Annotated in this window: 25 protein-coding genes and 1 pseudogene; 14 read left to right on the top strand and 12 right to left on the bottom strand. The window is 75.6% G+C overall.

The genetic code is table 11. The features are described 5' to 3' along the window. Window positions 1–186: 186 nt before the first annotated feature. The 5 genes and pseudogenes from AB0G08_RS19825 to AB0G08_RS19805 form a co-directional block, all read right to left on the bottom strand. Window positions 187–1584: pseudogene (locus tag AB0G08_RS19825) on the bottom strand (PfkB family carbohydrate kinase); the annotation flags it as partial. Window positions 1585–1597: 13 nt separating this feature from the next. Then, the gene (locus AB0G08_RS19820; protein ID WP_358089865.1) at window positions 1598–2245 is read right to left on the bottom strand and encodes an SIS domain-containing protein; all 648 of its coding nucleotides are present in this window, start codon (window positions 2243–2245) and stop codon (window positions 1598–1600) included. Then, complete coding sequence (locus AB0G08_RS19815) at window positions 2242–3459, bottom strand: glycosyltransferase (protein WP_358089816.1); 1218 nt, start codon at window positions 3457–3459, stop codon at window positions 2242–2244. The genes AB0G08_RS19820 and AB0G08_RS19815 overlap by 4 nt, the downstream gene beginning before the upstream one ends. Beyond that, entirely contained in the window at window positions 3444–4421 is a 978-nt protein-coding gene (locus tag AB0G08_RS19810) for a glycosyltransferase (protein ID WP_358089813.1), read from the bottom strand. Before AB0G08_RS19810 ends, AB0G08_RS19815 begins: the two co-directional genes overlap by 16 nt. Beyond that, window positions 4421–6049 (bottom strand): HAD-IIIA family hydrolase, encoded by a 1629-nt coding sequence (locus AB0G08_RS19805; protein ID WP_358089810.1) that lies wholly within the window; start codon window positions 6047–6049, stop codon window positions 4421–4423. The genes AB0G08_RS19810 and AB0G08_RS19805 overlap by 1 nt, the downstream gene beginning before the upstream one ends. Window positions 6050–6366: 317 nt before the next feature. On the opposite strand from AB0G08_RS19805, the gene AB0G08_RS19800 reads away from it, so the two are divergent. From AB0G08_RS19800 to AB0G08_RS19790, 3 genes are all read left to right on the top strand, one after another. Continuing rightward, window positions 6367–6795 (top strand): SRPBCC family protein, encoded by a 429-nt coding sequence (locus AB0G08_RS19800; protein WP_358089807.1) that lies wholly within the window; start codon window positions 6367–6369, stop codon window positions 6793–6795. Further along, window positions 6792–7793 (top strand): SDR family oxidoreductase, encoded by a 1002-nt coding sequence (locus AB0G08_RS19795; protein ID WP_358089805.1) that lies wholly within the window; start codon window positions 6792–6794, stop codon window positions 7791–7793. Before AB0G08_RS19800 ends, AB0G08_RS19795 begins: the two co-directional genes overlap by 4 nt. A 119-nt stretch (window positions 7794–7912) precedes the next feature. Next, window positions 7913–8680: a polyprenol monophosphomannose synthase gene (locus tag AB0G08_RS19790; protein WP_358089802.1), complete on the top strand. Its 768-nt coding sequence runs from the start codon at window positions 7913–7915 to the stop codon at window positions 8678–8680. A 1286-nt stretch (window positions 8681–9966) separates the two neighbouring features. Here AB0G08_RS19790 and AB0G08_RS19785 read toward each other — a convergent pair. Continuing rightward, window positions 9967–11571 carry an NAD(P)/FAD-dependent oxidoreductase gene (locus AB0G08_RS19785; protein WP_358089799.1) on the bottom strand — a complete coding sequence of 535 codons (1605 nt, stop codon included), beginning with the start codon at window positions 11569–11571 and terminating at the stop codon, window positions 9967–9969. A gap of 70 nt (window positions 11572–11641) precedes the next feature. On the opposite strand from AB0G08_RS19785, the gene AB0G08_RS19780 reads away from it, so the two are divergent. Then, window positions 11642–13075: an aldehyde dehydrogenase family protein gene (locus tag AB0G08_RS19780; protein ID WP_358089797.1), complete on the top strand. Its 1434-nt coding sequence runs from the start codon at window positions 11642–11644 to the stop codon at window positions 13073–13075. A gap of 60 nt (window positions 13076–13135) precedes the next feature. Here the strand turns inward: AB0G08_RS19780 and AB0G08_RS19775 are convergent, their stop codons facing one another. Continuing rightward, on the bottom strand, window positions 13136–13537 hold the full coding sequence (locus AB0G08_RS19775) for a ChaB family protein (RefSeq protein ID WP_091095813.1): 402 nt from the start codon (window positions 13535–13537) through the stop codon (window positions 13136–13138). A gap of 165 nt (window positions 13538–13702) precedes the next feature. Here AB0G08_RS19775 and AB0G08_RS19770 point away from each other — a divergent pair, with 165 nt between their 5' ends. From AB0G08_RS19770 to AB0G08_RS19755, 4 genes are all read left to right on the top strand, one after another. After that, window positions 13703–14683 (top strand): YihY/virulence factor BrkB family protein, encoded by a 981-nt coding sequence (locus AB0G08_RS19770; RefSeq protein ID WP_358089794.1) that lies wholly within the window; start codon window positions 13703–13705, stop codon window positions 14681–14683. 72 nt (window positions 14684–14755) lie between these two features. Then, complete coding sequence (locus AB0G08_RS19765; RefSeq protein ID WP_358089791.1) at window positions 14756–15172, top strand: DUF2795 domain-containing protein; 417 nt, start codon at window positions 14756–14758, stop codon at window positions 15170–15172. A gap of 52 nt (window positions 15173–15224) precedes the next feature. After that, window positions 15225–15686 carry an SRPBCC family protein gene (locus AB0G08_RS19760; RefSeq protein WP_358089789.1) on the top strand — a complete coding sequence of 154 codons (462 nt, stop codon included), beginning with the start codon at window positions 15225–15227 and terminating at the stop codon, window positions 15684–15686. Between the two features lie 95 nt (window positions 15687–15781). After that, complete coding sequence (locus tag AB0G08_RS19755) at window positions 15782–16042, top strand: hypothetical protein (protein ID WP_357878327.1); 261 nt, start codon at window positions 15782–15784, stop codon at window positions 16040–16042. Between the two features lie 124 nt (window positions 16043–16166). Here the strand turns inward: AB0G08_RS19755 and AB0G08_RS19750 are convergent, their stop codons facing one another. Next, window positions 16167–17375: an MFS transporter gene (locus AB0G08_RS19750; protein WP_358089786.1), complete on the bottom strand. Its 1209-nt coding sequence runs from the start codon at window positions 17373–17375 to the stop codon at window positions 16167–16169. A 154-nt stretch (window positions 17376–17529) separates the two neighbouring features. Between AB0G08_RS19750 and AB0G08_RS19745 the strand changes: the two genes are divergently transcribed. Next, the gene (locus tag AB0G08_RS19745; protein WP_089001087.1) at window positions 17530–17742 is read left to right on the top strand and encodes a hypothetical protein; all 213 of its coding nucleotides are present in this window, start codon (window positions 17530–17532) and stop codon (window positions 17740–17742) included. Between the two features lie 51 nt (window positions 17743–17793). On the opposite strand, the gene AB0G08_RS19740 is transcribed toward AB0G08_RS19745, so the two are convergent. After that, on the bottom strand, window positions 17794–18243 hold the full coding sequence (locus tag AB0G08_RS19740; RefSeq protein ID WP_358089782.1) for a hypothetical protein: 450 nt from the start codon (window positions 18241–18243) through the stop codon (window positions 17794–17796). Between the two features lie 162 nt (window positions 18244–18405). Between AB0G08_RS19740 and AB0G08_RS19735 the strand changes: the two genes are divergently transcribed. Next, a complete protein-coding gene (locus tag AB0G08_RS19735; RefSeq protein ID WP_357880610.1) occupies window positions 18406–18783 on the top strand; it encodes a DUF6401 family natural product biosynthesis protein in 378 nt (125 codons plus the stop codon). Between the two features lie 127 nt (window positions 18784–18910). Here AB0G08_RS19735 and AB0G08_RS19730 read toward each other — a convergent pair whose 3' ends face one another. After that, window positions 18911–19777, bottom strand: a complete 867-nt coding sequence (locus tag AB0G08_RS19730) for a hypothetical protein (protein WP_358089780.1) — start codon at window positions 19775–19777, stop codon at window positions 18911–18913. Window positions 19778–19966: 189 nt separating this feature from the next. On the opposite strand from AB0G08_RS19730, the gene AB0G08_RS19725 reads away from it, so the two are divergent. From AB0G08_RS19725 to AB0G08_RS19715, 3 genes are all read left to right on the top strand, one after another. Next, entirely contained in the window at window positions 19967–22093 is a 2127-nt protein-coding gene (locus AB0G08_RS19725) for a SpoIIE family protein phosphatase (RefSeq protein WP_358089778.1), read from the top strand. Window positions 22094–22134: 41 nt separating this feature from the next. Next, window positions 22135–22815, top strand: coding sequence for an HAD family hydrolase (locus AB0G08_RS19720; protein ID WP_358089776.1), 681 nt, complete (start codon window positions 22135–22137; stop codon window positions 22813–22815). 105 nt (window positions 22816–22920) lie between these two features. Further along, entirely contained in the window at window positions 22921–24210 is a 1290-nt protein-coding gene (locus AB0G08_RS19715) for a cation:proton antiporter (RefSeq protein WP_358089773.1), read from the top strand. Between the two features lie 15 nt (window positions 24211–24225). Here AB0G08_RS19715 and AB0G08_RS19710 read toward each other — a convergent pair whose 3' ends face one another. Beyond that, the gene (locus AB0G08_RS19710) at window positions 24226–25167 is read right to left on the bottom strand and encodes an FAD-dependent oxidoreductase (protein WP_358089862.1); all 942 of its coding nucleotides are present in this window, start codon (window positions 25165–25167) and stop codon (window positions 24226–24228) included. 155 nt (window positions 25168–25322) lie between these two features. Between AB0G08_RS19710 and AB0G08_RS19705 the strand changes: the two genes are divergently transcribed. Beyond that, window positions 25323–25538, top strand: coding sequence for a DUF3072 domain-containing protein (locus AB0G08_RS19705; protein WP_089001095.1), 216 nt, complete (start codon window positions 25323–25325; stop codon window positions 25536–25538). Here the strand turns inward: AB0G08_RS19705 and AB0G08_RS19700 are convergent. After that, a complete protein-coding gene (locus AB0G08_RS19700; protein WP_358089771.1) occupies window positions 25532–26047 on the bottom strand; it encodes a YfcE family phosphodiesterase in 516 nt (171 codons plus the stop codon). The two genes, AB0G08_RS19705 and AB0G08_RS19700, sit on opposite strands and share 7 nt — an antisense overlap. Window positions 26048–26115: the final 68 nt, after the last annotated feature.

The raw sequence follows: 26115 nt of genomic DNA, 5'->3' as shown, positions 1-26115 counted from the left end.
ACCGAGGACGGGCCGGCCGGCCCGCGTCCGTTCCTGCTCGCCGCCGGGCCGCGGCGACGAACCGCCGGGCCGTGTCGACGAGCCGCCGGGGGCGGGGCCGGGTGGCGGCGCACAGGCCGGCGGCACGGAGTCGGTGAGCGACGGCCCGCCGAGCGGACGGGCCGCGCCGGCGGCGCCGGTCGACCGGGCGGCGGCGATCAGCCCGGTGGTGGAGCGGCCGTCCAGGTACGGCACCACGACGGCGTTGCCGCCCCACCGGCGCAGCACCTCCGCCTCGGGCAGTGCGGGCTCGCCACCGTCGCCGGCGTAGTCGCCGCCCTTCACCCAGACGTCCGGCCGCAGCCACGACAGCGCCGCGTGCGGGGTGGCCTCGTCGAAGATCATGACCGCGTCGACGCAACTCAGCGCCGCGAGCAGCCGGGCCCGGTCGCCCTGCGGAATCACCGGCCGGTCCGGGCCCTTCAGCCCCGACACGCTCGCGTCGGAGTTGAGGCAGACCACCAGGCAGTCGCCGAGCTGCCGGGCGGCCTGCAACGTCGCCACGTGCCCGGCGTGCAGCAGGTCGAAGCAGCCGCCGGTGGCCACCACCGTCCCGCCGGACGCGCGTACCGCCGACACCACGCCGGCCACGGCGGCCACCCCGACGCGCTCGCCGCCGGGACTGGAGACCGCCGGCGGCAGCGGACGCGCCGGGCGCGGCAGCGCCGTCGCCACTCCCCCGCCGGCCACGTACGCCGACGCCTCGGCGACCGCCTCCTGCACCGCCTCCGAGACCAGCGCGCCCCGCGCCAGGGCGAGGCTCGCGGTGGCCGCGAACCGGTCACCGGCGCCGCAGGTGTCCCCCTCGGCGGCGGCCGGGGCGGGCACCACCATCGGGGTCGCGCCGGCGTGGCAGAGCAGCGCGCCGTCCCCGCCCAGGGTCACCGCGACCGCGCCCGCGCGCCAGCGCTGGCGCAGCCCCTGCGCGCCCCGGGACGCCGCCGCCAGCCGGGTCGCCCCCGGCGCAACCGTGACCAGCTCCCGCACCTCGGACTCGTTGGGGGTCACGAGGTGCACCCCCGGCACGGCCGCCGGTCCCCGCGGGTGCGGGTCCCAGACCACCGGCGCCCGGGTGGCGGCGAGGGCCGCCCGCAGCGCGGGCTGCCGGGCGACGCCCCGCCCGTAGTCGCTGACCAGCACGGCGGAGGCGCGGGCGATCACCCGCAGCACCTCCTCGGACGGTTCCCCCGGCGTACCGGCCGCCCCGCCCCGGTCGTGGCGCAGCAGCACCCGGCCCCGGGCGCGCAGCCGGACCTTCTCCGGCGTGCCGCCGTGCAGCCCGAGGGGATACACCTGCACGCCGGCGTCGGTGAGCAGCGAGCTGAGCCGGGCGCCCCCCGCGTCGTCCGCCAACGCGGTCACCAGCACCACGTCGGCGCCCTGCGCGGCGGCGAAGACCGCGGCCAGCCCGGCGCCGCCGGGCCGGTCGACGTGCGCGGTCTCGTCCAGCACCGGCACCGGCGAGTCCGGGCAGAGCCGGTTCACCACCCCCTCGACGTCCCGGTCCAGCAGAGTGTCACCAACCACCACGACGGGTCCCCTCACGCTTCCCCCCTCATCACGCCTGGACCTGCTGACCTGCACCGCCGTCGAGCACCACCTCGACCCCGGTCCGTACGGGCGCGGCGGGCGCCACCGGCAGCGCCCGCTCGACGTACTCGCAGAGGAGGTGGCTGGTCACGAGGTGGAGTTCCTGGACGACCTGGCTGTCGGGCGAGCCGACGGCGAGGACGTCGTGGCACAGCTCCGCCAGGGGGTTGGGGGCGGGTCCGGTCAGGGCCCAGCAGGTGAGCCCGCTGTCGCGGCCGGCCCGGGCCGCGGCGAGCAGGTTGGCGCTGGTGCCGCTGGTCGACAGCAGCAGCAGGACGTCGCCGTCGCGGCCGTGGGCGCGCACCTGGCGGGCGAAGACCTCGTCGTAGCCGTAGTCGTTGCCGATGGCGGTCATCGCGGAGGTCTCCGCGTGCAGCGCGATGGCGGACAGGGGCTGGCGGTCGTCGCGCAGCTTCCCGACGAGTTCGGCGGTGAGGTGCTGGGCCTCGGCGGCGCTGCCGCCGTTGCCGGCCACCAGCAGCCGGCCGCCGTCGACCAGCCGACGCGCCAGGACCTGGCCCCACCGGGCCAGCAGCGGCTCGTGCCGCCGGAAGGGCACCAGCGCCGCCGCCAGGTTCGTCAGGTGCGCGTCCAGCGGCGTCGTCGCCGCCATCAGGCCACCACCCGGGTCGGCCGGCGGACCGCCGCCACGTCGCCGTAGACCTCCACCAGCCGCTCCGCGGTCGCTGCCCAGGAGTACCGCCGCCGGGCCCGCTCCCGCGCCGCCGTCGCGTACGCGAAGCGGCGGATCCGGTCGTCGAGCAGCCCCTGGATCGCGGCGCCCAGCGCACGCGGGTCCCGGGCCGGCACCAGGTCGCCGGTGACGCCCTCGACCACGGTGTCCTTGATCCCGCCGACGGCGGTGCCCACCACGGGCACGCCGCACGCCATCGCCTCCAGCGGGGTGAGCCCGAACGGCTCGTACCAGGGGGCGGCCACCAGGACGTCGGCCGAGCGGTACCAGCGGCCCATCTCCTCGCGGGGCACCGCGCCGACCAGCTTCACCCGGTCGGCCACCCCGCAGCTGACCGCGAGGGCGCGCAGCCGGCGGGCGTACGGGTCGGTCTCCAGCAGGCCGGCGGGCGGGCCGCCGACCACCACGCACTCGGCCTCCGGCACGTACGCCATGGCCCGCACGACGGTCTGGAAGCCCTTGCGCTCGACCAGGCGGCCGACGGTCAGGATCCGTGGCCGGTCGTCCTCCCGCTCGGCGGTCGGCCCGAGCGGGGCGAACGTGCCGAGGTTGACCCCGGACGGCACGACCGTCATCCGGGACCGGGGCACACCCATCCGGACCAGCTCGCCGACCTCGTCCCGGCACTGGGCGACGACCCGGTCGACGGACCGCCCCAGCTCCCGCTCGTAGCCGATCCGGCGGGCCGGGCTGGTGTCCTGCACGCCCTGGTGCCGCCGCTTGACCACCCCCAGGGCGTGGTACGTCTGCACGACCGGCACCCCGGTCTGCCGGCCGGCGGCCAGCGCGGCGAGGCCGCTCATCCAGAAGTGCGCGTGGATCACCTCGGGCGTCCAGTCGCCGCCCCGCCACCGGTCGACCAGCCAGCGGCTGAACTCCCTCATGTGCGGCAGCAGGGCGTCCTTGGCGACCGGCTCGGCCGGCCCCGCCGGGACGTGCACCACGTCGTAGCCGTCCGGGCTGCGTACGGTGACCGGCAGGTCCACCGCGTCGCGGCGCGTGTAGACCCGCACGTCGTGTCCGGCGGCCGCGAGGGCGGCGGAGAGCTCGGCGACATGCGTGTTCTGACCGCCGGCGTCCTCGCCGCCCAGGATGGCGAGCGGGCTGGCGTGCTCCGAGATCATCGCGATGCGCATACTTCCTCCTCCAGCAGCCGGTCCCAGTCGGCGAGGAAACGGTCGAGGCCGTAGCGGTCCCGGGCGGCGACGCGGGCCCGCGCCCCCGCCCGGCGCGCCTGCGCCGGCTCGTCGATGAACCGGCGGGCGGCGTCGAGCAGGGTGTCGAGCCGGGTGGACAGCGCGCCCGCCCCGGGTGGCACCGCCATCGCCGCCTCGGTGGCGGCCAGCGCGACCACCGGCATCCCGATGGACATCGCCTCGATCAGGCTCAGCCCCAGCGAGGTCCACCGGCACAGGTGCAGGTACGCCCGCCGCCGCCCCAACTCGGCGTGCATCCGGTGCTGGGGGACGTCGTCGTGGCTGGTCAGCCGGTCGGCCGGCAGGCCCAGGTGCTCGGCCAGCCCGGCCACCTTCATGCCGAAGACGTCCAGCGGGGCGATCTCCGCGAAGCGGGGCAGCAGGTCGGTGCCGGTGACCCGCCAGCGGCGTACCGGCTCGTTGATCACCACGGCGAGCCGGTCGAGTTCGCCCGTGTACTCCACGGCGGGAGCGACGATGCCGTGGTCGACCACCGTCGTGCGGGTGGCGCCGGTGTCCCAGAACAGCTCGTTGAACCCGGTGACGTGGGCGATGAGCAGGTCGTCGCGGTCGGCCATGGGGTGCCGGCTGTTGGGCACGTCGCCGTCCTTGGGCGTGTTGTGCTCGACGTAGACGGCGGGGACGTCGCGGCCGGGCCGCCGGCCCAGCCACTGCTCGGCGAGGTCGATCTCCTCGGGGCGTTGCAGGACGACCAGGTCGACGTCGGCGGTGCGCAACTGCTCGGGGGTCACCTCGACGGCCGTGTCGGGCCACGGGTAGGTGCGGGCGCGGCCGAGGCCGTAGGGGCCCCGGTCCGGGGTGACGGGCACCAGGTACCGGTGCTTGCCGTGCACGAACGACGTGGTCCAGGAGCCGTGCACGTGCCACAGGAGCAGGTTCATCAGCCGCTCCCGCCGGTGCTCGCCCCCGCCGGCACGCCGCTCCCCCGGCCGGCGACGGGCGGCGCCGGCCGGACCGGTGGGGCCACCCCGAGCAGCCGCAGCCCGTCGAGGACCTGCCCGGGTTCGACGCCGGCGAGGCAGGGATGTCCGGGCACCGGGCAACGCGCGGCCCGGGTGTCCCGGCAGGGAGCCTCCGCGTCGCCGAGCCGCACCGTGGGCACCCGCCACGGCCCCCACTGCCCGAACGGGACCGTGGGGGCGAACAGGCTGACCACCGGCACCTGATGGGCGGCGGCGAGGTGGGCGGGGCCGGTGTTGCCGACCACGACCGCGCCGGCGCCGGCGACCGTCGCGGCCAGCCCGGCGAGGGAGGTCCGCCCGCCCAGGTCGACGGCGACGTCGCCGGCCACCCGCGCGGTCAGCTCCCGCTCGTCGGGGCCGCCGGTGACCACCACCCGGTGGCCGGCGGCCGTCAGGGCCCGGGCGACCCGCTCGGCAAGCTCCGGCGGGCAGCCCCGGGCCTGCGCCGCCGAGCCTGGGTGCAGCACCACGTAGCCCGGCTCGCCGACCTCCGGCGGCGGCGCCGGCGCCGGGCGCAGGCGCAGGGCGGGTCCGTCGTGGTCGGCGAGGGCGAAGCCGGCGGCGGCGGCGAGCGAGAGCGCGCGTTCCGGTTCGGGTACGCCGGCCGGCACGCGGTGCCGGACGTCGAGCAGGCTGCCCGGGTAGTCGTCGCTGATGGCGCTGACGCGGCGGACCCCGGCCAGGCGCAGCAGCAGGGCCAGGGGCAGGGGCGACTGGTGGAAGCTGGTGAAGACGACCGCCTCGTCGGCGTTCACGGCGGCCAGCCGGTCGGCGAGCTGACGCATGTCGGCGGGGTCGACGGGGTCGGGCGCGGGGTCGATCCACGGCAGCCGGTGTTCGACGATCTCGTCGACGCCGGGCAGGAGTTCCGCAGCGGCGCGTCCCCGGGGCCCGCAGAGCAGCACCACCCGTTCGGCGGTGGCGGCGACGGCGCGGATGGCGGGCCCGGTGACGAGCACGTCCCCCGCCGAGTCGGCGCGTACCACCAGCACCGTCCCCACCCGCCGCCCACCGGCGGGCCGGTAGGTCGCCGGGTCGACCGCCGCCTGGCGGCGCAGGATCTCCGCCACCGCCGCCGGCAGGTCGGGGGCGAGCTGCGGCGCGGCGGCCACCTCCTGCGGGCGGGTCACCGGCGTGGGCACCAGGATCCCCGAGGCGCCCGCGGCCGACGCCGCGGTCATGTCCCGGCCGATGTCCCCGACCAGCACGCACCGCGACGGCACGGTGCCCAACTCCCGCGCCGCGGCGTGCACCAGCCCCGGCGCCGGCTTGCGGCACCCGCATCCGTCGCCGTCGTCGTGCGGACAGACCAGCCAGGCGTCGAACGGCCCCAGAAGCCGCTCGACCCGGGCGTGCACCGCCCGCATCTGCGCCTCGGTGAACAGCCCCCGGGCCAGGCCGGACTGGTTCGTCACCACCGCCAGCCGCAGGCCCGCCGCCCGCAACCGGTCCAGGGCGGCCCGTGCCCCCGGCACCGGCCGCACCTTGTCGGGATCGCCGTTGTACGGCACGTCCTCGATCAGCGTGCCGTCCCGGTCCAGCAGCACCGCGTCGAACAGGACGGGCCCGGACGCGCCCTCGCCAGCGCCGGCAAAAACCCGGGCTGACCTGCGCTGATCCGGCTCCACCTGGTCCTGTCGCACAGCCGGCGGGTTCCCGGCGCCCCGGCGAGTAAACGTCCTCTTGAAAGCGCTGGCCACGCCGTACGCCGGCGGCGTCGACACGCCGGCCCGCAGGTCCCGTTACCCGTCGCCCGGGAGAAGCTAACCACCGTGGGCCTCACCCCCGCGGAGGTCGACGCGCCGGGCACCGTTAGCCCCGACCGCAGTCGGGGTATGGGAGCGCAGTGGCGATTGTGGAGAAAGTGATCGAAGCTTCCCCGGAGCAGGTCTGGGCGGTGCTGGCGGACGGGTGGACGTACAGCGACTGGGTCGTCGGCACGGTGCACGTCCGCGACGTCGACGACGCCTGGCCCCGGGTGGGCAGCCAGCTGCACCACAAGGCCGGGCCGTGGCCGTTCTCCCTGCACGACTCCTCGACGGTGCTGACCTGCGAGCCGCCGCGCCGGCTGGTCATCCGCGCCGGCCTCTGGCCGGCCGGGGAGGCCCTGGTGGTGTTCACCCTCGAAGCGGTCGGCGCGGGCGCGACCCGCGTACGCATCGGCGAGGACTTCGCCGCCGGTCCGCTGCGCTGGGTGCGCAACAAGGTCAACGACCTGGTGCTGCACCAGCGCAACAAGGAGACCCTGACCCGGCTGGCCGACATCGCCGTGCGACAGAAGGCGGACGGATGACACAGACCGTGGTGGTGACCGGGGCGAGCGCCGGCGTGGGACGGGCGATCGCCCGCCGGTACGCGGAGCGCGGCGCCCGGCTCGCGCTGCTCGCCCGGGGCGAGGCCGGGCTGGCGGCCGCCGAGCGGGACTGCCGGGAGCGGGGCGCCTCGGACGTGCGCACCTACCGGGTGGACGTGGCGGACGCCGGGGCGGTGCAGCAGGCCGCCGACGACGTGGTGCACCGCTTCGGCGGCATCGACGTCTGGGTGAACAATGCGATGGTCTCGGTCTTCGCACCCGCGTGGGAGATCCCGGCCGCGGAGTTCCGGCGGGTCACCGAGGTCAACTACCTCGGCACCGTGCACGGCACCCTCGCGGCGCTGCGCCACATGCGGGCGCGGGGGCGGGGCGCGATCGTGCAGGTCGGCTCCGCGCTGGCCTACCGCGGGATCCCGTTGCAGTCGGCGTACTGCGCGAGCAAGCACGCCATCCAGGGCTTCAACGACTCGCTGCGGGCGGAGCTGCTGCACGACTGCCCCGGCGTGAAGCTGTCGATGGTGCAGCTGCCGGCGGTCAACACCCCGCAGTTCTCCTGGGTACGCACCCGGCTGCCCCGGCACCCCCAGCCGGTGCCGCCGATCTTCGCGCCCGAGGTGGCCGCGAAGGCGATCGTCTGGGCGGCCGACCACGGGCCGCGCGAGCTGAACGTGGGCGGACCGACCTGGCGCGCCCGGCTCGGCGACGTCCTCGCGCCCGGCCTGCTCGACCGCAAGCTGGCGCGCGACGGCTACGACAGCCAGCAGACCGAGACCCCGATCGACCCGGCCGCCTGGCGGGACAACCTGGACCGCCCCGGGGACGACGAACGGGACCGGGGCGCGGAGGGCGTGTTCACCGACCGGGCCCGCCGCCGCTCGGCCGCGCTGTGGATCGGTACGCACAAGCCGGCCGTCTCCGGCGTCGCCCTGGCCGGGCTGACGGTGGCCCTGACCGCGCTGGTCCGCCGCCTCCGCTGACCCCGCGTTCGTCCCTCGTCGGGGCGGAAGACGGGGCGGTAGGGGTGGCCTTTTCGACCCGGATGTGGCAACTGGCTACGCTCTCAGGGAGCCCTGTCCGCCGACCGAGGATGTCCGACATGATCGAACCCGTGCAGTTGCCCGTGCCGTGGCGGGACGCACGCCTGACCGTCGTGGTTCCCACCTACAACGAGGCGGGCAACCTCCCGGTGCTGGTCGAGCGGCTGCTGGCCCTGCCGCTGCCGGGCCTGAAGATCCTGGTCGCCGACGACAACTCGCCGGACGGCACGGGTGAGGTGGCGGACAAACTGGCCATCGAGCACCCCGACCATGTCGAGGTCGTGCACCGGGCTGGCAAGGAGGGCCTGGGCCGCGCCTACGTGGACGGCATCGGGCGCGCCCTCGACGGCGGCGCGGAGTACGTGGCGCAGATGGACGCCGACCTGTCGCACCCGCCGGAGGCGCTGCCGGGCATGCTCGGCGCGCTGCTCTCCACCCAGGCCGGCGTGGTGATCGGCTCCCGGTACGTCCCGGGCGGCGAGCTGGACGAGAACTGGCCGCTCTACCGGCGGGCACTCAGCGGCTGGGCCAACCTCTACGTGCACACCCTGCTGCGGGTCCGGATCCGTGACCTCACCGCCGGCTTCAAGATCTGGCGGGCGGACGCGCTGCGCGACATCGGCCTGGAGCGGGTGCAGTCCAACGGCTACAGCTTCCAGGTCGAGATGCACTACCTGGCCACCAAGCTGGGGCACACCATCCTGGAGGTGCCGATCCGCTTCGAGGAGCGGCGCGACGGCGCGTCCAAGATGACCACCGCGACCAAGATCGAGAGCGCGCTGATGCCGTTCAAGCTGCGCAGCAAGCACCGCAACATCGAACGCTGACCCGCCCGGCTCCGGGGCGCGGCTCCGGGGCGCCCGCCTGCCCTGCCTACTCGTCCCGCCTTCCTGCCTGCCCCGCCCGCCACGCACGCCTCGACTTCCCGATTACCGCCTTGCTCTGGCTCGTCCGCGTTCGGACGGACGGCTCGGGCGGCTCGGCCCGAGCGGGCGGCTCGGCCGATGAGGCGGGCGGGGCGGGTGGGTCGCGTGACCGGCGGGCAGGCGGTGAGGCGGGTCGGCTGGCGGGCGGTGAGGCGGGTCGGCTGGCGGGCGGTGAGGCAGGGCGGCGGGTCGGATAGCCGGCGGGCGGGCGGTGAGGCGGGGCGGGGCGGGTGGCCCGCGAGGCGGATCGGGCAGACGGGAGCAGGGCTCGCGGCGTGCACGGCTCGCCGGGGCGGCAGGTCGGAACGGCTGGTCGGAGCAGCTGGCCCGGGCGGCCTCAGTGCACCACTCCCGCGACCATCCGGTCACCTCATCTCACGGCTACCGAGTGTTAGCTCACTCAGAGTCACCCTGCGCCCGAGTCCGAGCCACCCCCGTCGGCCCCTTTGCTCTGCAGCCACGGACGCACCAGCTCTCCTACCTGGAGTTTTCGAAGAGGCGGCATGGCCACCAAGCCAGCCCACGGCTACCCATAGCTACCGTTGCGTATATGGCTGCAGAGCAAAGGGCGAAGCAAGGGATCCCTCCCGCTCGCAGCGTCCTCACGGTGGGTAGCTAATGCGTCGACGGCACCGGGCAGCCGCCGGGAGGGCTCGGTCAGCCCTCCTGCCCGCCGGCAGGCTTCCGGCCAGGGCCGGGTGGCGCCGTCGCCCGGGGCCGGCGGCCGGGGCCCGGTGGCACCGTCGGCCGAGGGCCGGGGCCGGTGGCACCCTCGGCCGGGGCAGGGGCCCGGGGCACCGTCGGCCGGAGGGCCGGGTGGCGCCGTCGCCTGTGACCACCTCGGCCAGGGGCAGACCCGGCCGTTCGCCATCGGCAACACCCTGACCCGGGCGGCCCGCAGGACCATGGGCGGACGAGCCAGCCAACCGGTTCGATTCGTCGGCGGAGCTCGGGGGAACATCGCTCGGTCAGCCCGGCGGCGGCACTCCCGCACATCGGTTGGCCGGTGCCGAGACGTCCGCACGTCGGTTGGCTCGCGCCGAGACGTCCGTACAAAGATCGGCCGGGGCCGAGAGGTCCGCACACGGACCGGCTGGCCAGGCTCGGGGAGGCCGGCACACCCGGCCCGTCCCGGCGGCGTGCCGGTCGGGGCGGCGGAGCGAGGACCCGGCACGCCGCCGGCGGTGTCAGCGGTAGACGGCGCGGTGCGCGGCGTCGATCCCGGCCGCGTACAGCGGGCCCGTGAGGGCGCGGTCGCGGGCCAGGGCGGCGCGGGCGGCGTTCGCGCCGGGGGCGCCGTGCACCCCGCCGCCCGGGTGCGCCGACGCGCTGGCCAGGAACAGCCGGTCCACCGGGGTGTCCGCGCGGCCCAGGCCGGGAATCGGGCGCAGGAACAGCTGCTGGTACGCGGCAGCGGTGCCGCCGCCGAGCGCGCCGCCGACCAGGCTCGGGTCGCCCGCCTCCAGGTCGGCCGGTCCGGCCACGTGCCGCCCCACGATCAGGCTGCGGAAGCCCGGCGCGGCCTCCTCCAGCACCTGCTCCATCCGCTCGACGTGCGCGGCGATCTCCTCGGCCCGCCACTGCCGGCGGAACGGCAGGTGGGTGTACGACCAGAGCGACTCCGTGCCCGGCGGCGAGTGGCTGGGGTCGGCCACCGACATCTGGCCCAGCAGCAGGAACGGGTCGCGCGGCACCTCCTGACGGGCCAACGCGGCGGCGTAGCTGGTCAGCGCGTTCAGGTCCGCGCCCAGGTGCACCGTGCCGGCGGTGGCGACCGCCCGGTTGGTCCACGGCACGGGGGCCGACAGCGCCCAGTCCACCTTGAGCGTCGAGCCGTCCCAACGGAAGTGCGCCAGGTCCTCCACCAGCCGGGGCGGCAGCGCCGCCGCGCCGACCAGGTCCAGGTAGAGGGCGGGCGCGGGGACGTCGGCGAGCACCGCCCGGCGGGCCCGCCAGAGGGAGCCGCCGACGGTACGCACGCCCATCGCCCGGCCGCGCGCCGTCAGCACCCGGTCGACGTGTGCGCCGTAGAGGATCCGGCCGCCGCGCTCGGTCAGCCGGGCCACCAGCGCGTCGGTGATCTTCTGTGCGCCGCCGTCGGGCACCGGCCAGCCGACCTGCTGGCCGAGCATGGCGAGCAGCCAGCCGTACACGCCCGAACCGGCCTCCTCGGGCGACAGGTCGGTGTGCAGGGCACAGCCGGCCAGCAACGCCGGGCCTCCCTCGCCCTCGAAGAGTTCGTCGCCGAGCTTGCGTACCGGCACCACCAGGCGCCGGGCCAGCCGCAGCGCCCCGGACACCCGCAGCCGGCGCAGCAGGGTCAGGCCCCCGCGCACCGGCGGGAACGGCGTGGTGATGGTCTCCAGCATCGGCTCGGCCACCTGACGCCAGTCGTCGTACGCGTGCAGCCAGCGCTTGCCGTCGCCCGGCGCGAACGCCTCCAGCGAGGCCGCGGTGGCCTCCGGGTCGCGGTTGAGCACCGCCGCCCGTCCGTCGGGCATCAGGTGGGCCAGCACGTCCGGGGAGTGCCGCCACCGCAATCCGTAACGGTCGAGCCCCAGCCCGCGCAGCACCGGGGAGGCGTAGCCGAGGGGGTAGAAGGAGCTGTAGAGGTCGCTCAGGTAGCCGGGGGCGGTCACCTCGGCGGACCGCACCGCCCCGCCGGGGGTGGCCGTGGCCTCCAGCACCAGCACGTCCCAGCCGGCGTCGGCCAGCAGGTTGGCGGCGACCAGGCCGTTGTGGCCGGCTCCTACGACGACGGCGTCCGCGCTCTCCGCGCCGGGGGAACTCATCCGATCCGCCTACCCGGCCGACAACCGGGCGAAACGCGTTTGTCGCGCCGGGGCCGGGGCATGCACTGCCATGTACACGGTTGCGCAGCTCATAGGCGGAGTGTGGGGCGCGGGCGGCGAGGGTGGCGAGCTGGTCGTACACGATCCGGCCGACGGCTCCCCGGTCACCTCGGCGCCGGTGGCGACGGCCGACGAGGTCGGCAAGGCGGTGGAGGCGACGCGCGGCGTCGCGGCGGAGTGGGCGGCGACCGCCCCGGCGGAACGGGCGGCGGCCCTGCACCGGGCGGCGGACGCTGTGGCGGCGGCGGCCGACGACCTGGCCCGCGCGACGACGGCCGAGATGGGCAAGCCCCTGTCGGACGCCAGGGGCGGCGTGGAGGCGGGGATCGGCACGCTGCGACAGTACGCGGAGCTGGCCCCGGTGCGCGGCGGGCGGACCCTGCACGGCGGCACCCACGCACTCGACTTCATGACGCCGCAGCCGCGCGGGGTGGTCGCCGCGATCACCCCGTGGAACGACCCGGTGGCGGTCTCCTGCGGCCTGCTCGGCGCGGCCCTGGTCACCGGCAACGTGGTGCTGCACAAGCCGAGCGAGCGCGCCCCGGCGACCGGCTGGCTGCTGGCGAAGGCGCTCGACTCGGCGCTGCCGCCCGGGGTGCTGTCGCTGCTGACCGGGGGCCCGGAGGTCGGCGCCGCGCTGGCCGCGCAGGAGGTGGACGTCGTCGCCCACGTGGGCTCCACCGCCACCGGGCGGGCCATCGCGGCCGCGGCGGCGCGGACCGGGGCGAAGGTGCTGCTGGAGAACGGCGGCAGCGACCCGCTCGTCGTGGACGGCGACGTCGACCCGGTGTGGGCGGCCGGGCAGGCGGCCCTCGGTGCGTTCGCCAACGCGGGGCAGATCTGCGTCGCGGTGGAGCGGATCTACGTGCACCGCGACGTCGCGGAGGACTTCACGCAGGCGCTGGTGGAGCGGGCCGCGCAGCTGCGGGTGGGCCCGGGCGGCGACCCGCGCACCGAGCTGGGGCCGCTGGTGGACCGGCGGCACCGCGACCACGTGCACGGGCAGGTGACCGCGGCGGTCGCGGAGGGCGCGCGGATCCGCGCCGGCGGCACGCTGCCCGACGGGCCGGGGGCGTTCTATCCGGCGACCGTGCTCACCGACTGCCGGCACGACATGACGGTGGTACGCGAGGAGACGTTCGGGCCGGTCGCCGCGATCGTCGCCGTCGATTCGTTCTCCGAGGCGCTGCGGTGCGCCGCGGACTCCCCGTACGGGCTGGCCGCGACGGTGCTGACCGGATCGATGAGCCACGCCCAGCGCGCCTGGCGGGAGCTGCCGGTGGGCACCGTGAAGGTCAACGCGGTGTTCGGCGGGGCGCCGGGCGGCGCCGCGCACCCGCGCCGGGGCAGCGGAAACGGCTACGGCTACGGGCCGGAACTGCTCGACGAGTTCACCGCGACGAAGGCGGTGCACATCGAGGCGCCCGGCGGCGGCCACTGGTGACGCACGCGCAGAGGCTGTCCGCGCACGGACAGCCTCTGCGTGGCGTACCCGATGACGGCCTCAGCGGCCGCGGGCCTTGGCGGTCTGGCGGTTGTTCGCCTTCTCGATCGCCTTGACCAGTTCCGGCTTGGTCATGCTCGACCGGCCGGGCACGTCCAGCTTGCGCGCCACCTTCATCAGGTGGTCCTTGGTGGCGTTGGCGTCCACCCCGCCGGCGGTGGGCGCCCGGCGCTCCGGTCCGCCGCCGGCCGCCTGGCGGTCGCTCGGGCCCTTGCGGCCCTTGGGCTCCCAGTGGTCGCCCACCTTCTCGAACTCGTGCTTCACGGCGGCGAAGGCGGTGCGGTGCGCCCGCTCCCCCTCGCCGTACGTCTCCACGGCCGAGTCGTGCGTCTTCTCCCAGGTGCGCTGCGCCTTCTTCGGGGAGCGTCGCAGCGTGCTGGGCAGTACCTCGCGCCCGGGCATCTCGTCCTCCTCCGCGTCGATGGGTTCTCGTTGACCGTTCCCCCGGGCCCCGCAGGCAAACCGGGAGGCCGGGTTTGTCGATTTCCGGCCAGGGGTACCGGCGGGGCCAGGCGAAGCCGGATGCACCGGGTCATCCGGCGGCCGGCGGGGCACAGGGAGCGGGCCATGACGACGACGGAACCCGGCGCGGCGCTGAGCGGGGAGCGGCGACTGCGGCTCCCCCGCCGGGTACGCCAGCTGAGCTGGCGGACGTGGCGCGGGGTGCTGGTGCGCAGCGTGCGCAACTTCGTCAAGGACAACTGCGCGGACTGGGCCGCGGCGCTGACCTACTACGGGGTGCTCGCGCTCTTCCCCTCCACGATCGTGGTGGTCGCCCTGGTCGGGCTGGTGTCCAACGGCGAGCAGACCGTCGACACCGTGCTGGACCTGGCCCGGGACATGGGCGCCGGCTCCGTGGTGGCGAACGAGGGCTTCGTCGGCGTGGTTCGGGGCGTGGTCGACCAGAACGACTCGGCCAGCGTGCTGCTCAGCTTCGGTCTGCTCGGTGCGCTCTGGTCGGCCTCCGGCTTCATCGGGGCGTTCACCCGCGCCTCCAACGCCGTCTACGGGGTCGAGGAGGGGCGGCCGGTCTGGAAGCTGCGGCCGATGCAGATCGGCCTGGCGGCGCTCTCGCTGGTGCTGCTGGCGGTCGTCGCCACCGGGCTGATCGTCAGCGGGCCGGTCACCGACGCGGTGGGCGACCTGATCAACGCCGGCGGGCTGGCGCGTACGGCGTGGAGCGTCGCCAAGTGGCCGGTGCTCGCGCTGATCATGATGGTGCTGCTGAGCCTGCTGTTCTGGATCGCGCCGAACGTCCGGCAGCCGCGGTTCCGCTGGCTCACCCCGGGCGGCGCGGTCGCCCTGCTCGCCTGGGCCCTCGCCTCCTTCGGCTTCGGCCTCTACGTGGCCAACTTCGGCTCGTACGACGCCACCTACGGCAGCCTCGGGGCGGTGATCGCGTTCCTGGTCTGGCTCTACCTGTCCAACTCGGCGCTGATGCTCGGCGTGCAGATCAACGCGGAACTCCAGCGCGGCCGGGTGCTCCAGGCCGGCGAGCCGGACGCCGACGAGCCCGTCCTGCCCCCGAAGACGCCCGCCGCCACCTGACCCGCGCGGGTTTACCGGCCGCGCCGCCGGCCCGCCCGTTTACCGCCGGTGCCACCGGGTAGCGCAGAAGGCATGGAACGTGGCAGCAGCAAGCACGGACCGAGGGTCGACGAGCAGATGAGCCGGGAGGTCAGCGGCCTCGTGCAGGGGCCGGGGACCGGCGGCTCGCGGGTCGACGAGTCCCGTGTGCCGGAACCGGCGGGTGAGGACCAGCCGGAGCCGACCACGGCCCCGGCCGGCGAACTGCGTACGGGCGCGCCCAAGGGGATGAGCTCCGAGGACGTCGAGCGACGCAGCCGACTCGGCCGGTTCATCACGATGGCCGCCCTGCCCGGTGACCGGGAGGCGCTGATCGCCAACGCGCGCGACAACGAGGCGCCGGCGGACATCGTCGCCGAACTGGAGCGGCTGCCCGAGGGCACCCGCTACCAGACCATCTCCGAGGTGTGGGCGGCGCTCGGCCACAAGAACGAGACGACCCGTTGGTGACCGGATCCCCGCACGATCCGGCCCGTCACCGGCGGACGAAGGAGGATGCCTGATGAGTGGCGTTACCGAACACGTGGACGTCTCCGTCCCGATCCGCACCGCGTACGACCAGTGGACCCAGTTCGAGGACTTCCCCCAGTTCATGGAGGGGGTGCAGGAGGTCCGGCAGCTGACGGACACGATGACCCACTGGACCGTGGAGATCGCCGGGGTCAAGCGGGAGTTCGACGCCGAGATCACCGAGCAGCTCCCCGACGAGCGGGTCGCCTGGCGCTCGACGGGCGGCACCCAGCAGGCCGGCGTGGTGACCTTCCACCGGCTGGACGAGGACACCACCCGGGTCACGCTCCAGCTCGAGTTCGAACCGCACGGCGTGGTCGAGCAGGCCGGCGACAAGCTCGGCATCGTCGACCGGCGCGCGAAGGGCGACCTGGAGCGGTTCAAGCAGTTCATCGAGCGGCGCGGTCAGGAGACCGGCGCCTGGCGCGGCAAGGTCGACCGTCCGCAGCCCTGATCTCCCGCCCCTCCGGATGTGAACCTCCGATGGCCGCCGGTTTCCCCGGCGGCCATCGTCGTTTGCCGGCATCGGGCCGGGGTACCGCGAGGGGTATGACGGACGACGACAAGGTGTGGCGGGACGAGGAACGGACTCCACTGCGGGAACTGGACCGGGCCGTCGCGCGTTCGACGCTGGACGGCCAGGCCGACGACGTGACGGGGAACGACGCCGGCGAGGAGGCGGCCTTCGGGCACGGCCCGGAGGCAGTGGACCGGGGCGGGCAGGCCGCCGGGGCGGGCCGCGAGCCGACCGACCCCGACCGCGCGTACCGACCCTCCACGACCGGCCGGACCGGGCCCGACTCGATGTGAGGCGCGCGGCGCGCGGGCCCGGCACGGAACCGCGCGCCGCGCCGCGCAAACCGCGCTCCGGGCCGCCCCGCGGGCCGCTGGCCCACTCGGGCCGGCCGCACGGGCTGCCGGCGCGCCGGGGCGCTCAGCGGGGCGTCGAGGCCGGCCGGCGGGTGGTGGCGGCGTGCAGGGCGATCAGGCCCAGCGCGAGCACGACCAGCGCCGGCCCGAGCAGCTCCACCGAGGTGTTGCCGAGCAGTACCCCGATCCCGGCCGGAACCAGCGCGGCTCCCAACCCGGCCGCGCCGATCTGGAGCCCGATGGTCCGGTCCGCGTGCACCGCACCGACCCGGTCGGCGGTGGTGAGGGTGAGCAGCGGAAAGACCGGAGCGGCGGCGAAGCCGACGACGAACAGCCCGGCCACGGCCACCCAGGCCGGCGCGGGCAGCGCGATCAGGACGGCGCCGGCCGCCATCGCCACGAGGCTGCCGCGCAGCACCGCGGCAGCGCTCAGCCGCTCGGAGACGACACCCTGCACGACGCGCCCGACGAACAGGCTCCCCCAGTAGCCCGAGACGCAGACGCCGGCGACGGCCGCGCCGAGGCCGCGTCCCTCGGTCAGCAGCAGGAACGCCCAGAGCCCGGCGGCCACCTCGATGGCCACGTAGACGACGAAGGCGGACGCGCCCAGCCAGACCGCCGGCAGACGGAGCGTCTCGCGTACCGGCACAGCGGTCGGCGGGGCGACGGTGGCCGCATCCTGCGCGGACCCGGCGGGCCCACGGGCCGGGCCGCGGTCCCGCCACGCGCGGACGGTCAGCGCGAACGCGGCGGCCAGCGCGAGCTGGGCCCCCGCCACCAGGCCGTAGCCCCAGCGCCAGGAGAGCCCGGCGCTGAGCGCACCGGTCATGATCAGCGGCCCGAGCGCCACGCCGAGACCGAAGAACGCGTGCATCCAGTTCATGTGCCGGGCCCCGAAGGCGCCCGCCGCGTACGCGTTCAGGCCGGAGTCGATCGCCCCGGAGCCCAGGCCGAGCACCAGCGCGCAGCCCACCATCAGGGCGAGCCCGGGGGTCAGCGCGTAGCCGGTGAGCGCGAGGCTGGCCAGCAGCGTGCTGCCGGCGAGCAGCCAGCCGACGCCGAGCCGGGCCAGCGTGAAGCCGGCGAGCACGCTGGAGGTCAGGTAGCCGGCGGTGCCCGCGGTGAGCACGAGGCCGACGGCCTCGGTGGGCACGCCGAAGTCGGCCCGGATCGAGGGCCAGCCCACCCCGATCAGGCCGTCGGGCAGGCCGAGACTGACGAAGGCGAGGTAGGCCAGCAGGAGCAGCGAGGCGCGGGGCGGGGCGGTGGACACGGAGGACCATCCTGCCCCCCGTCGACGGTGGCGCCACCCGGCCTCCCCCGGTGGGACGAAGATTACGGTCCGGACGGGCAGGGAAACGGACAGCTCATCCAGAATCGGCCGTTCGGCTGACGGCAAGCCCCGGCTCGCGCGCAAGACTTTCGGGATGCATCAGGGCTCCGGCATCCTCTCCACGCGTCAGCGCCGCCTGGCATGGCTCGGCTTCCTCCTCGCCGCGCTCCAGGCTCCCGTCTCCGCCAAGCTGGTCTCGGACGACTCCTGGTTGTTCAGCCTCTGCGTCGCGCTGATGGTGGCGACCGTGATCATCGCCGACGACGCGGCCCGGCGCCGCCCGGCGGACGCCCGCCCGACGGACTGACGCGGCAGCCGGCGCCGCCGCCCTCGCCGCCCCGCGGAGGGCGCGGGGCACCTAGCCCTCGCCGTCGGGGCGTGCCTCGTGCCCGGGGCGGCCCCGGCTACGCCGCCGCTCCTTCATCTCCGCCTCGTAGAGGTGCCGGCGACCGCCGACCAGCTCGTCCCGGGCGGCCCGGTCCAGGTCCCGGAAGAGGGCGTAGTAGTTGTCGTCGAAGTCCTCGACGATCTGGAACGTCCACCGCCCGGCGATGACGTTGCGGCCCAGCAGGTCGGTGTCGATGCGGTCGGCGATCCCGTCGTGCCCGGCGGCGCGGAACATCTCCACGGCGTCGTCGAGCATCAGGTCGGCGTGCCCCACCAGCTGGTGCAGCGAGTAGAGGTGGCCGCGCACCCGCTCGACGCACTCCAGCGCCTCGCTGAGCTTGCCGAGCGCCGCCACCGTCTCGTCGCTGACCCCGGCCGGCCTGCGGTGCCGCTCGTCCGGCCCGTCCCCGTGTCGTCCCATCCGTTCCTCCAGATGTCGGCTGTGCCCGTCCGGGCGGTTCTCCTCCTGCCCCGCCCGCGTCGGGTCAATCCCCGCGCCGCCCGCTGACCGTTCGGAGGAGGGTCAAAAACCCGCCGACCGGCCGAGGTCGACCCTGGTCACGGCCGGATAGCCTCGGTCACCATGCGTGTGCCGTTCACCCGGGTCGAGGCCCGTTCCGCCGCCAGCTCGGCGCGGGCCACCCTCGCCCTCCTGTCCGCCTCCGTCGGCGCCGAGGGGCTGGCCGCCGCCGCCGCGCGGCCGGGCCTGCTCGCCCTGGTCGACCAGCACGCCGCGGCGGTACGGGAGAGCCTGGACGGCGACCGCCGGCCGCTGAGCGCCGCAGCGCTCGCCGGCTACGCGGAGGGCGTCCGCGCCGCCGCGCTGGAGCACGGCTGGCAGCCGCCGGCGGCGCCGGTGGACTGGTCCGCACCGGACTGGCTGCTCACCCGGCTGCTCGCGGTCTGCGCGCTGACCCGCTCGCTCGGGGCCCCTGCGACCGCCCCGCTCCCGCTGGTCTGACCGGCGGTTGCGCCGGGCGCACCGCCACGCCGGAGCCCGGCGCGCGAGGCGGCGAACCTCCGCCGGACACGCCGGAGGGGCGCCCGCACGTGCGCGGACACCCCTCCCGTCCTGGCTCACGGCCCGGTCAACGGCGGAACTGCTGGGTCTCGTCGCCCACGTTCCCCGACTGGTAGGTGCCGCGTCCGCCGGCCGTCGTCGCCCCCTGCCCGCGGGGCATGACCTCGGTGCGCTCGGCCGCCGTCCGGTCGGCCATCTGCCGGCCGACGTCGCTCTGGCCGGCGTCCCGGGCCCGGCGGTGCTCCTGCACCGCCCGCGACTCCTCGGCCATCCGGTTCAGCCAGCCTTCCCAGCGGTTCTGCATCGGCCTCACCAGGCCACCGCCGACACCGATGATCAGGATGCCGGCCACGGTGGCGAGCACCGCGATCAGCACCGGCGTCGTCACCGTGGTGGCGATGCCCACCTGGTTCAGCGCGGCGATCACACCCAGCGCGAGGATGAAGACCGCCACCAGGTCGGCGAGGACCTTGCCGTACGCGAGCCCGCCCAGCGCCCCGGTGACCAGATCCCGCACGGCGTTGGCGATCGCGGCGGCCACGACGACGATGACGATCGCCACGAAGGCGCGTGGCAGCCAGGCGACCACGCCGCTGATCAGGTCACTGATCGCGTTGGGTCCCCACACCCCGAAGGCGAACTGCAGGGTGAACAGCAGCACGGCGTAGTACGCCAGCTTCGCCAGGATGTCGCTGGCGTCGTACTTGGTGCGTTCCAGCGCGCGCTTGATGCCGCCCCGTTCCACCGCCCTGTCGAAGCCGACCCGTTCCAGCGCCGCGTCGACGATCTTGAGCACGGCTCTGGCGATGAGCCATCCGACCACGAGGATCGCGATGAACGCGATGGCCCGCGGTATGAACAGCAGCACCGACCTCCACATGTCGGCCACGGCGTCGCCGATGTCGACCTGCCTGACCGCGAGGCTTTCCGGCATGATGTCCCTCCTGTCGCATGGACTGCGCCGCGCGCTTACCCGGTCACCGAGGCGGCACGCCGTCGGAGTCCCCGAACTTTTCCCGACATGTCGCCACATAACCGACCTGAACTGCCCGAACGTTCGGCCTCGGCGACGCGCGGGGCATGATCGGAAACAGGCGACGGGGCCTCCCGCTAGGCTGCGGTCATGCCAGGAACGGTCGGACGGGTCCCGAACCCACCAGCCCCGGTCTCGGGTACCCCCTCCGCGTCGGGCATGGCGGCCACCGTCCTGCGTCACGACTGGGGCGGCACCCCGCTCGGCCCGTGGCCGGCGTGGGATCCGGCGGTGCGGGCCACCACCGAGCTGCTCCTCGCCTCGCCCGTGCCGATGGCCCTGACCCTGGGCGACGACCACCTGCTCGTCTACAACGACGCGTACGCGGAGCTGATCGGCGACCGGCACCCCGACGCGGTGGGCCGGCCGGCGGCCGAGGTGTTCGCGGAGTCCTGGCCGCTGCCCGGCGTCGGCGACGCCATCGAGCACACCTACCGCTCCGGCGAGCCCTTCCTGGAGAAGGAGACAACCCTCCCGCTGCACCGCCGTCCCGGCCTGGTCGAGCAGTCGGTCTTCACCCGGGGCTACTCCCCCGTGCGCGACGGCGCCGGGCGGATCGTCGGCGTGCTGACCGTGGCCGCGGAGACCACCCAGGTCACCCAGCAGCTGCAAAGTCTCAGCGACTTCGCCGCGGCGCTCGCCGGCACCCTCACCCTGGACGACGTGGCCCGGGTCGCCCTGCGCTACGCGATCACCGCGTTCGACGCCGACCGGGTCTCGTTCGCCGTCGACGAGGGCGGCGGCGGCTGGCGGATGGTCCGGCGCATCCGCGGCGAGCTGATGGACGAGGCCGACGAGCGCCTCCCCCCGCTGTGGCGGCGCATCCCGCCGGACTGGCAGGGGCCGGTGGTGACCGCCGCCCGCAGCGGCGTGCCGCACTTCGTCGACGACGGCCAGCCGCTGCGGGACATCGCGGTGGACCGGCACGACCAGAAGGTCCGCGCGCTCGCGGCGGTGCCGCTGCGGGCCTCGGTGGTGCGCGGCGGCCTGACGGTCGGCTACCAGGTCCCGCACGTCTGGTCGGCCGCCCGGCGCGCGCTGCTGGCCGCCTCGGCCGAGCTGGTCGGTCAGGCCGCCGAGCGGGCCCGCCGGTTCGAGACGCAGCACGGCACGGCGCAGCTGCTGCAACGCAGCATGCTGCCGGAGCACCTGCCCGACCTGCCCCGGATGCGGATCGCCGCCCGCTACGACCCGGGCGTCGACGGCAACGCCGCCGGCGGGGACTTCTACGACGCCTTCCTGCTGCCCGACGGCGGCCTGGGCATCGTGCTCGGCGACGTCGCCGGCCACGACGTGCAGGCCGCGGCCCGGATGGGTCAGGTCCGCGCCGCGCTGCGGGCGCTGGCGCTGACCGACCCCCGCCCGGACGCGGTGCTGGCCGGGCTCGACCGGCTGGTCACCAGCCTGGGCGCCGAGGGCGACACGCACGAGCTCTTCGTGACGGTGGTCTTCGGCGTCGTCGACGCCGACCGGCAGCGGCTCACCCTGGCCAGCGCCGGTCACCCCGCCCCGCTGATCCGCCGGTGCGCCCCGGACGCCGACCCGGTCGCCGAGTACCTCGACGTGCCCGCGGGCGCCCCGCTGGGCCTGGGCTGCCGACCGCCCACCGTCACGGTGCGCTTCGCCCCCGGCGACACCCTGCTGCTGTTCAGCGACGGCGTGGTGGAACGGCGCTGGCAGGACCTGACGGCCGGCCTGGACGCCCTCGCCGCCGCCGTCGCCGGGGCGGGCAGCGGCGACCCCCGCGCGCTGTGCGCGGTGGCCACCGCGGCGGTGCCCGGCGCCACCGAGGACGACGTCGCGGTGCTGGCGGTGGAGCACGCGCTGCGCCCGTCCCGGTCGACGGGCATGGAGGTGCCGGCCGAGCCGACCGCGCCGAGCCGGGTGCGGCACTGGATGACCGCGCAGCTCACCGAGTGGCAGGTGCCCGAGTCGATCATCGGCGCGGCGGTGCTCTGCACCAGCGAGCTGACCACCAACGCCCTGCTGCACGCCGGCACCGCCGCCCGGGTGGAGATCGACCTCAGCCCGGAGCGGCTGCTGGTGTCGGTGGCCGACTCGGGCACCCGGGGCACGGTGACCCGCGCGCAGACCGACACGCTCAGCAGCCGGGGTCGGGGGCTCGGGCTGATCGAGGAGCTGAGCGACGCCTGGGGGACGGACCCGACCGTACGCGGCTCGACGGTCTGGTTCGAGATCCTGATCCCGCAGGGATGAGCGGGAGCGTCAGCCCGGGCGGGACGGGGTAGGAGGACGACATGCCCACAGACAAGCCCGTTGGTGTCCTCTTCGACGTGGACGGCACCCTGGTCGACACCACCTACCTGCACACCGTGAGCTGGTGGGAGGCGCTGCGCCAGACCGACCGGCCCGTGCCCATGGCGACGATCCACCGCGCCATCGGGATGGGCTCGGACAAGCTGCTCGACCACCTGCTCGGCCCGGAGCGCGACCGCAGCGCCGACCAGCAGCTGCGCGACGCCCACGACACCCTGTTCGCCGAGTACTGGGAGCGGCTGGTTCCGCTGCCCCGCGCCGCCGACCTGCTGCGGGCCTGCGCCGAGCGCGGGCTGCGGGTGGTGCTGGCCACCTCCGCCGCCGAGCACGAGGTGGCCGCGCTGCGCCGGGCGCTGGCCGCCGACGACGTGGTCCACACCGTCACCTGCTCGGCGGACGCGCGGGAGAGCAAGCCGGCGCCGGACATCCTGATCGCCGCGCTGGAGCAGTCCGGGCTGGCCGCCGAACGCGTCGTCTTCGTCGGCGACTCGGTGTGGGACGTCGCCGCCGCCGGCGAGCTGGACATCCCCTGCGTCGGGCTGACCTGCGGCGGCACCAGCCGGGGCGAGCTGGCCGGGGCCGGCGCGGTGGCCGTCTACGAGGACCCCGCCGCGCTGCTCGCCACCCTCGACGACTCGCCGGTCACCACCCGGGTGAGGTGACCGGCGCCGGTTCCGTCGCCCGGGACAGGAATACGAGAAGTCTTCCGGGGGCAAGGACTTGCACCACCTGCCCGCACGCCGTGGGCGAGGCGGAGAGGTGGGGTCGTGGAGCCGGTAGACGTGGCGTTCGCGGTGGTCGGTCTGGGCGCGCTGCTGGCGGGGATCCTGCCCCGGGTGCTCGAACGCCGGCCGCTGTCCATGCCGATCGCCTTCCTCGGGCTGGGGATGCTGGTCTTCCTCCTCCCCGTCGGGCTGCCGAACCCTGATCCGCTCGCCTACCCGGAGGTCGCCACCCACCTCACCGAGATCGGTGTCATCGTCGCGCTGATGGGCGCGGGGCTGAAGATCGACCGGCCGTTGAGCTGGGCCCGCTGGTCGTCGACCTGGCGGCTGCTGGCCATCGCCATGCCGCTGTGCATCGCGGCGGTGGCGCTGCTCGGGTGGTGGTGGGCCGGGCTGGTGCCGGCCGCCGCGCTGCTGCTGGGGGCGGCCCTCGCCCCGACCGATCCGGTGCTTGCCGCCGACGTGCAGGTCGGCGAGCCCACCGACGTCGAGGACTCCGAGGACGAGGTCCGCTTCGCCCTCACCTCCGAGGCCGGGCTGAACGACGGGCTGGCCTTCCCCTTCGTGTACGCGGCCATCGCCATCGCCACCACCAGCCTGGCCCCCGGCGACTGGCTGGGCCGCTGGCTCGGCGTGGACGTGCTCTGGAAGGTCGCGGCCGGGGTGGCGGGCGGGTGGGCGATCGGGTGGCTGCTCGGCAAGCTCTTCTTCCGGGCCCCGGACAAGCTGCGGCTGGCCCGGCACTCCGAGGGCTTCCTCGCGCTGGCCGCGACCTTCCTGGCGTACGGGCTGGTGGAGCTCGTCAGCGGGTACGGCTTCCTGGCGGTCTTCGTGGCCGCGCGGGCGATCCGGGCCGCCGAACGCACCCACGAGTTCCACTCCGTGTTGCACGGCTTCGCCGAGCAGGTCGAGCGGCTGCTCACCGTGCTGTTGCTGCTGCTCTTCGGCGGCGCCGTGGTCGGCGGCCTGCTGGGACCGCTGACCTGGCCGGCCGCCGCGGTCGGGCTGGCGCTGGTCTTCGTGGTCCGCCCGCTGGTCGGCTGGCTGTCGCTGCGGGGGGCGCCCGGGCGGCCGGCGGAGCACTGGGTGATCGCCCTGTTCGGCATCCGGGGCGTCGGCTCGTTCTTCTACGTCGCGTACGCGACCGCGAAGACCGACTTTCCCCAGGCGGATCTGATCTGGGCGACCGTCGGCCTCGTGGTGATCGTCTCGGTGGTGGTGCACGGCATCGCGGCGACCCCGGTGATGCAGTTGCTGGACCGGGCGGGGGAACGCACCTCCGACCCGTCCGAACGCCGCCGCGCCGGCGAGCCGGTCACCGCCGGGGGCTGACCGCCCGGCCCTTTCTCACCCCCGGTCGAGGCGGGTGACGAGGGCACGGCCGAGGTCGCGGCCGGAGCGCCAGGCGCTCTGCACCCGGGGCTTGCCGAAGGCGTCGCCGGCCAGCCCGACACCGTCGGCGTCGAGGTGGTACGTCCCGTCCGGGCCGGCGGTCGGCTTCGCGTAGGTCCAGCGGTGCACGTGCACGTGTTCCGCCGGCTCGGGCAGCCCCAGCAGGTCCCGGACGGCCTCCTCGATCGCCGGACCGGCGCCGGTGGGCTGGGCCAGGTGGCCGGCGGCGAACTCGGGCGTGGTGTGGGCGACCAGCACCGGCGCGTCGTCGCCGCGGCGGTCGCCGTCGTCGCAGACGAGGTTCAGCAGCGGATGGTCGTTGACGAACGCGCCCCGGAAGGTGGCCCACCGGCGGGCCGGGAAGCGCAGCACCCCGGCCAGGGACGGCGACCAGCGTTGGGCCTGCGTGGCCCGGGTGGCGGCGGCCAGGGCCGGGTCGAGCAGCAGGGCCGCCTGCGGCCCCGGCATGGCGAGCGCCACCGCCTCGCAGGGGCGCCCGTCCACCACGGGCCCCGGCTCGACGCCGAGCACGAGCCGGTCCACGGTCACCGGCAGCTCCCGGGCCAGGTGCTCCACCAGCGACCGCAGCCCCCGGGGCGCCGCCCAGCGCATCGGGCCGGGCACCGCGCGCCGGCCGTCGGCGCCGTACGCGACGAAGGTGTCGGTCCACTCGCGGGCCAGGCCGGCCGACCGCCACCCCTCGGCGACCTCGGCGAAGTCGGGATCGCTGACCGTGAAGTACGCGGCGCCGGTGTCGGCCGGCCGGCCGTCGAAGCGGCGGCTGGCCATCCGGCCGCCGGGCACCCAGGCGCGCTCCCGGATCTCCACCGGGATGCCGGCGCGGGCCAGTTCCGTCGCGCACGCCACCCCGGCGATGCCCGCGCCGACCACCACCACACCCGCCCGCTCCTGCGCACTCACCCGGTGATCGTATGCGCGCCCGCGTCGCCCGGACGGCGCAGACGCGCGCGGCGCGCACGACGCGCCGGAGAGGCGCATGGATCGGCGCCGGGCGGGGTATTGGCACGTCTGTTCGAAGGAAGGTGGAGACCATGACGGACCGCACCAGCAGCCAGGCCAACCCGCAGGGCGCCATCAAGGACCCGGACGAGTGGGTCACCGGCGAGGAGCCGCCGACCGCCGCCCAGGAGTCCTACCTGGCGACCCTGGCCCGGGAGGCCGGCGAGGAGCCGCCGGAGGGCCTGACCAAGGCGGAGGCCTCGAAGCGGATCGACCAGCTCCAGGAGGAGACCGGCCGCGGTCAGTGACCGGTCGGGCGGCGCGGCGGCAGGCGGTGCAGCTCGACCTCGTCGAGCCGCCCCGCCGCCACCCGCGCCGTCAGGTACGTGGCGTGCGGCTGGGCCCGGCGGTCGGTGGGCGAGCCCGGGTTGAGCAGCCGCAGGCCGCCCGGGGCGACGGTGTCCCAGGGGATGTGCGAGTGGCCGAAGACCAGCACGTCGGCGTCGGGGAAGCGGGCCGCACAGCGGCTCTCCCGCCCGGCCTTCGGGCCGGTCTCGTGCACGACGGCGACCCGCAGCCCGTCGAGTTCCACGCGGGCGACCTCCGGCAGCCGGGCGCGCAGCGCCGGCCCGTCGTTGTTGCCGTACACCCCGACGAGGCGGCGGGCCCGGGCGGCCAGGGCGTCCAGCAACGCCTCGTCGACCCAGTCCCCCGCGTGCAGCACGACGTCGGCGGCGTCGACCGCCGCCCAGAGCGGCTCCGGCAGGTCCCTGGCCCGCTTCGGCACGTGGGTGTCGGCGGTGATCACCAGGCGCATCCCGCCATTCTCCCCGCAGACCGCAGACCGCGCCCCGCGGCCGGCGCGCCGGGCCGGAAAGTCGCGGG

The organism is Micromonospora sp. NPDC023644, assembly GCF_040640115.1.
Classification (GTDB): Bacteria; Actinomycetota; Actinomycetes; order Mycobacteriales; family Micromonosporaceae; genus Micromonospora.
The sequence above is the reverse complement of the archived record's forward strand: the minus strand, read 5'-3'. Positions and strand labels throughout refer to the sequence as shown.

Excerpts from the sequence above, each read along its gene's own strand:
- AB0G08_RS19705 (WP_089001095.1), top strand. The coding sequence starts at position 25,323 with ATGACGGACCGCACCAGCAGCCAGGCCAACCCGCAGGGCGCCATCAAG.
- AB0G08_RS19770 (WP_358089794.1), top strand. The coding sequence starts at position 13,703 with ATGACGACGACGGAACCCGGCGCGGCGCTGAGCGGGGAGCGGCGACTG.
- AB0G08_RS19735 (WP_357880610.1), top strand. The coding sequence starts at position 18,406 with ATGCGTGTGCCGTTCACCCGGGTCGAGGCCCGTTCCGCCGCCAGCTCG.
- AB0G08_RS19785 (WP_358089799.1), bottom strand. The coding sequence starts at position 11,571 with ATGAGTTCCCCCGGCGCGGAGAGCGCGGACGCCGTCGTCGTAGGAGCC.
- AB0G08_RS19810 (WP_358089813.1), bottom strand. The coding sequence starts at position 4,421 with ATGAACCTGCTCCTGTGGCACGTGCACGGCTCCTGGACCACGTCGTTC.
- AB0G08_RS19700 (WP_358089771.1), bottom strand. The coding sequence starts at position 26,047 with ATGCGCCTGGTGATCACCGCCGACACCCACGTGCCGAAGCGGGCCAGG.
- AB0G08_RS19760 (WP_358089789.1), top strand. The coding sequence starts at position 15,225 with ATGAGTGGCGTTACCGAACACGTGGACGTCTCCGTCCCGATCCGCACC.
- AB0G08_RS19720 (WP_358089776.1), top strand. The coding sequence starts at position 22,135 with ATGCCCACAGACAAGCCCGTTGGTGTCCTCTTCGACGTGGACGGCACC.
- AB0G08_RS19775 (WP_091095813.1), bottom strand. The coding sequence starts at position 13,537 with ATGCCCGGGCGCGAGGTACTGCCCAGCACGCTGCGACGCTCCCCGAAG.
- AB0G08_RS19790 (WP_358089802.1), top strand. The coding sequence starts at position 7,913 with ATGATCGAACCCGTGCAGTTGCCCGTGCCGTGGCGGGACGCACGCCTG.
- AB0G08_RS19765 (WP_358089791.1), top strand. The coding sequence starts at position 14,756 with ATGGAACGTGGCAGCAGCAAGCACGGACCGAGGGTCGACGAGCAGATG.
- AB0G08_RS19755 (WP_357878327.1), top strand. The coding sequence starts at position 15,782 with ATGACGGACGACGACAAGGTGTGGCGGGACGAGGAACGGACTCCACTG.
- AB0G08_RS19725 (WP_358089778.1), top strand. The coding sequence starts at position 19,967 with ATGCCAGGAACGGTCGGACGGGTCCCGAACCCACCAGCCCCGGTCTCG.
- AB0G08_RS19730 (WP_358089780.1), bottom strand. The coding sequence starts at position 19,777 with ATGCCGGAAAGCCTCGCGGTCAGGCAGGTCGACATCGGCGACGCCGTG.
- AB0G08_RS19740 (WP_358089782.1), bottom strand. The coding sequence starts at position 18,243 with ATGGGACGACACGGGGACGGGCCGGACGAGCGGCACCGCAGGCCGGCC.
- AB0G08_RS19815 (WP_358089816.1), bottom strand. The coding sequence starts at position 3,459 with ATGCGCATCGCGATGATCTCGGAGCACGCCAGCCCGCTCGCCATCCTG.
- AB0G08_RS19795 (WP_358089805.1), top strand. The coding sequence starts at position 6,792 with ATGACACAGACCGTGGTGGTGACCGGGGCGAGCGCCGGCGTGGGACGG.
- AB0G08_RS19780 (WP_358089797.1), top strand. The coding sequence starts at position 11,642 with ATGTACACGGTTGCGCAGCTCATAGGCGGAGTGTGGGGCGCGGGCGGC.
- AB0G08_RS19745 (WP_089001087.1), top strand. The coding sequence starts at position 17,530 with ATGCATCAGGGCTCCGGCATCCTCTCCACGCGTCAGCGCCGCCTGGCA.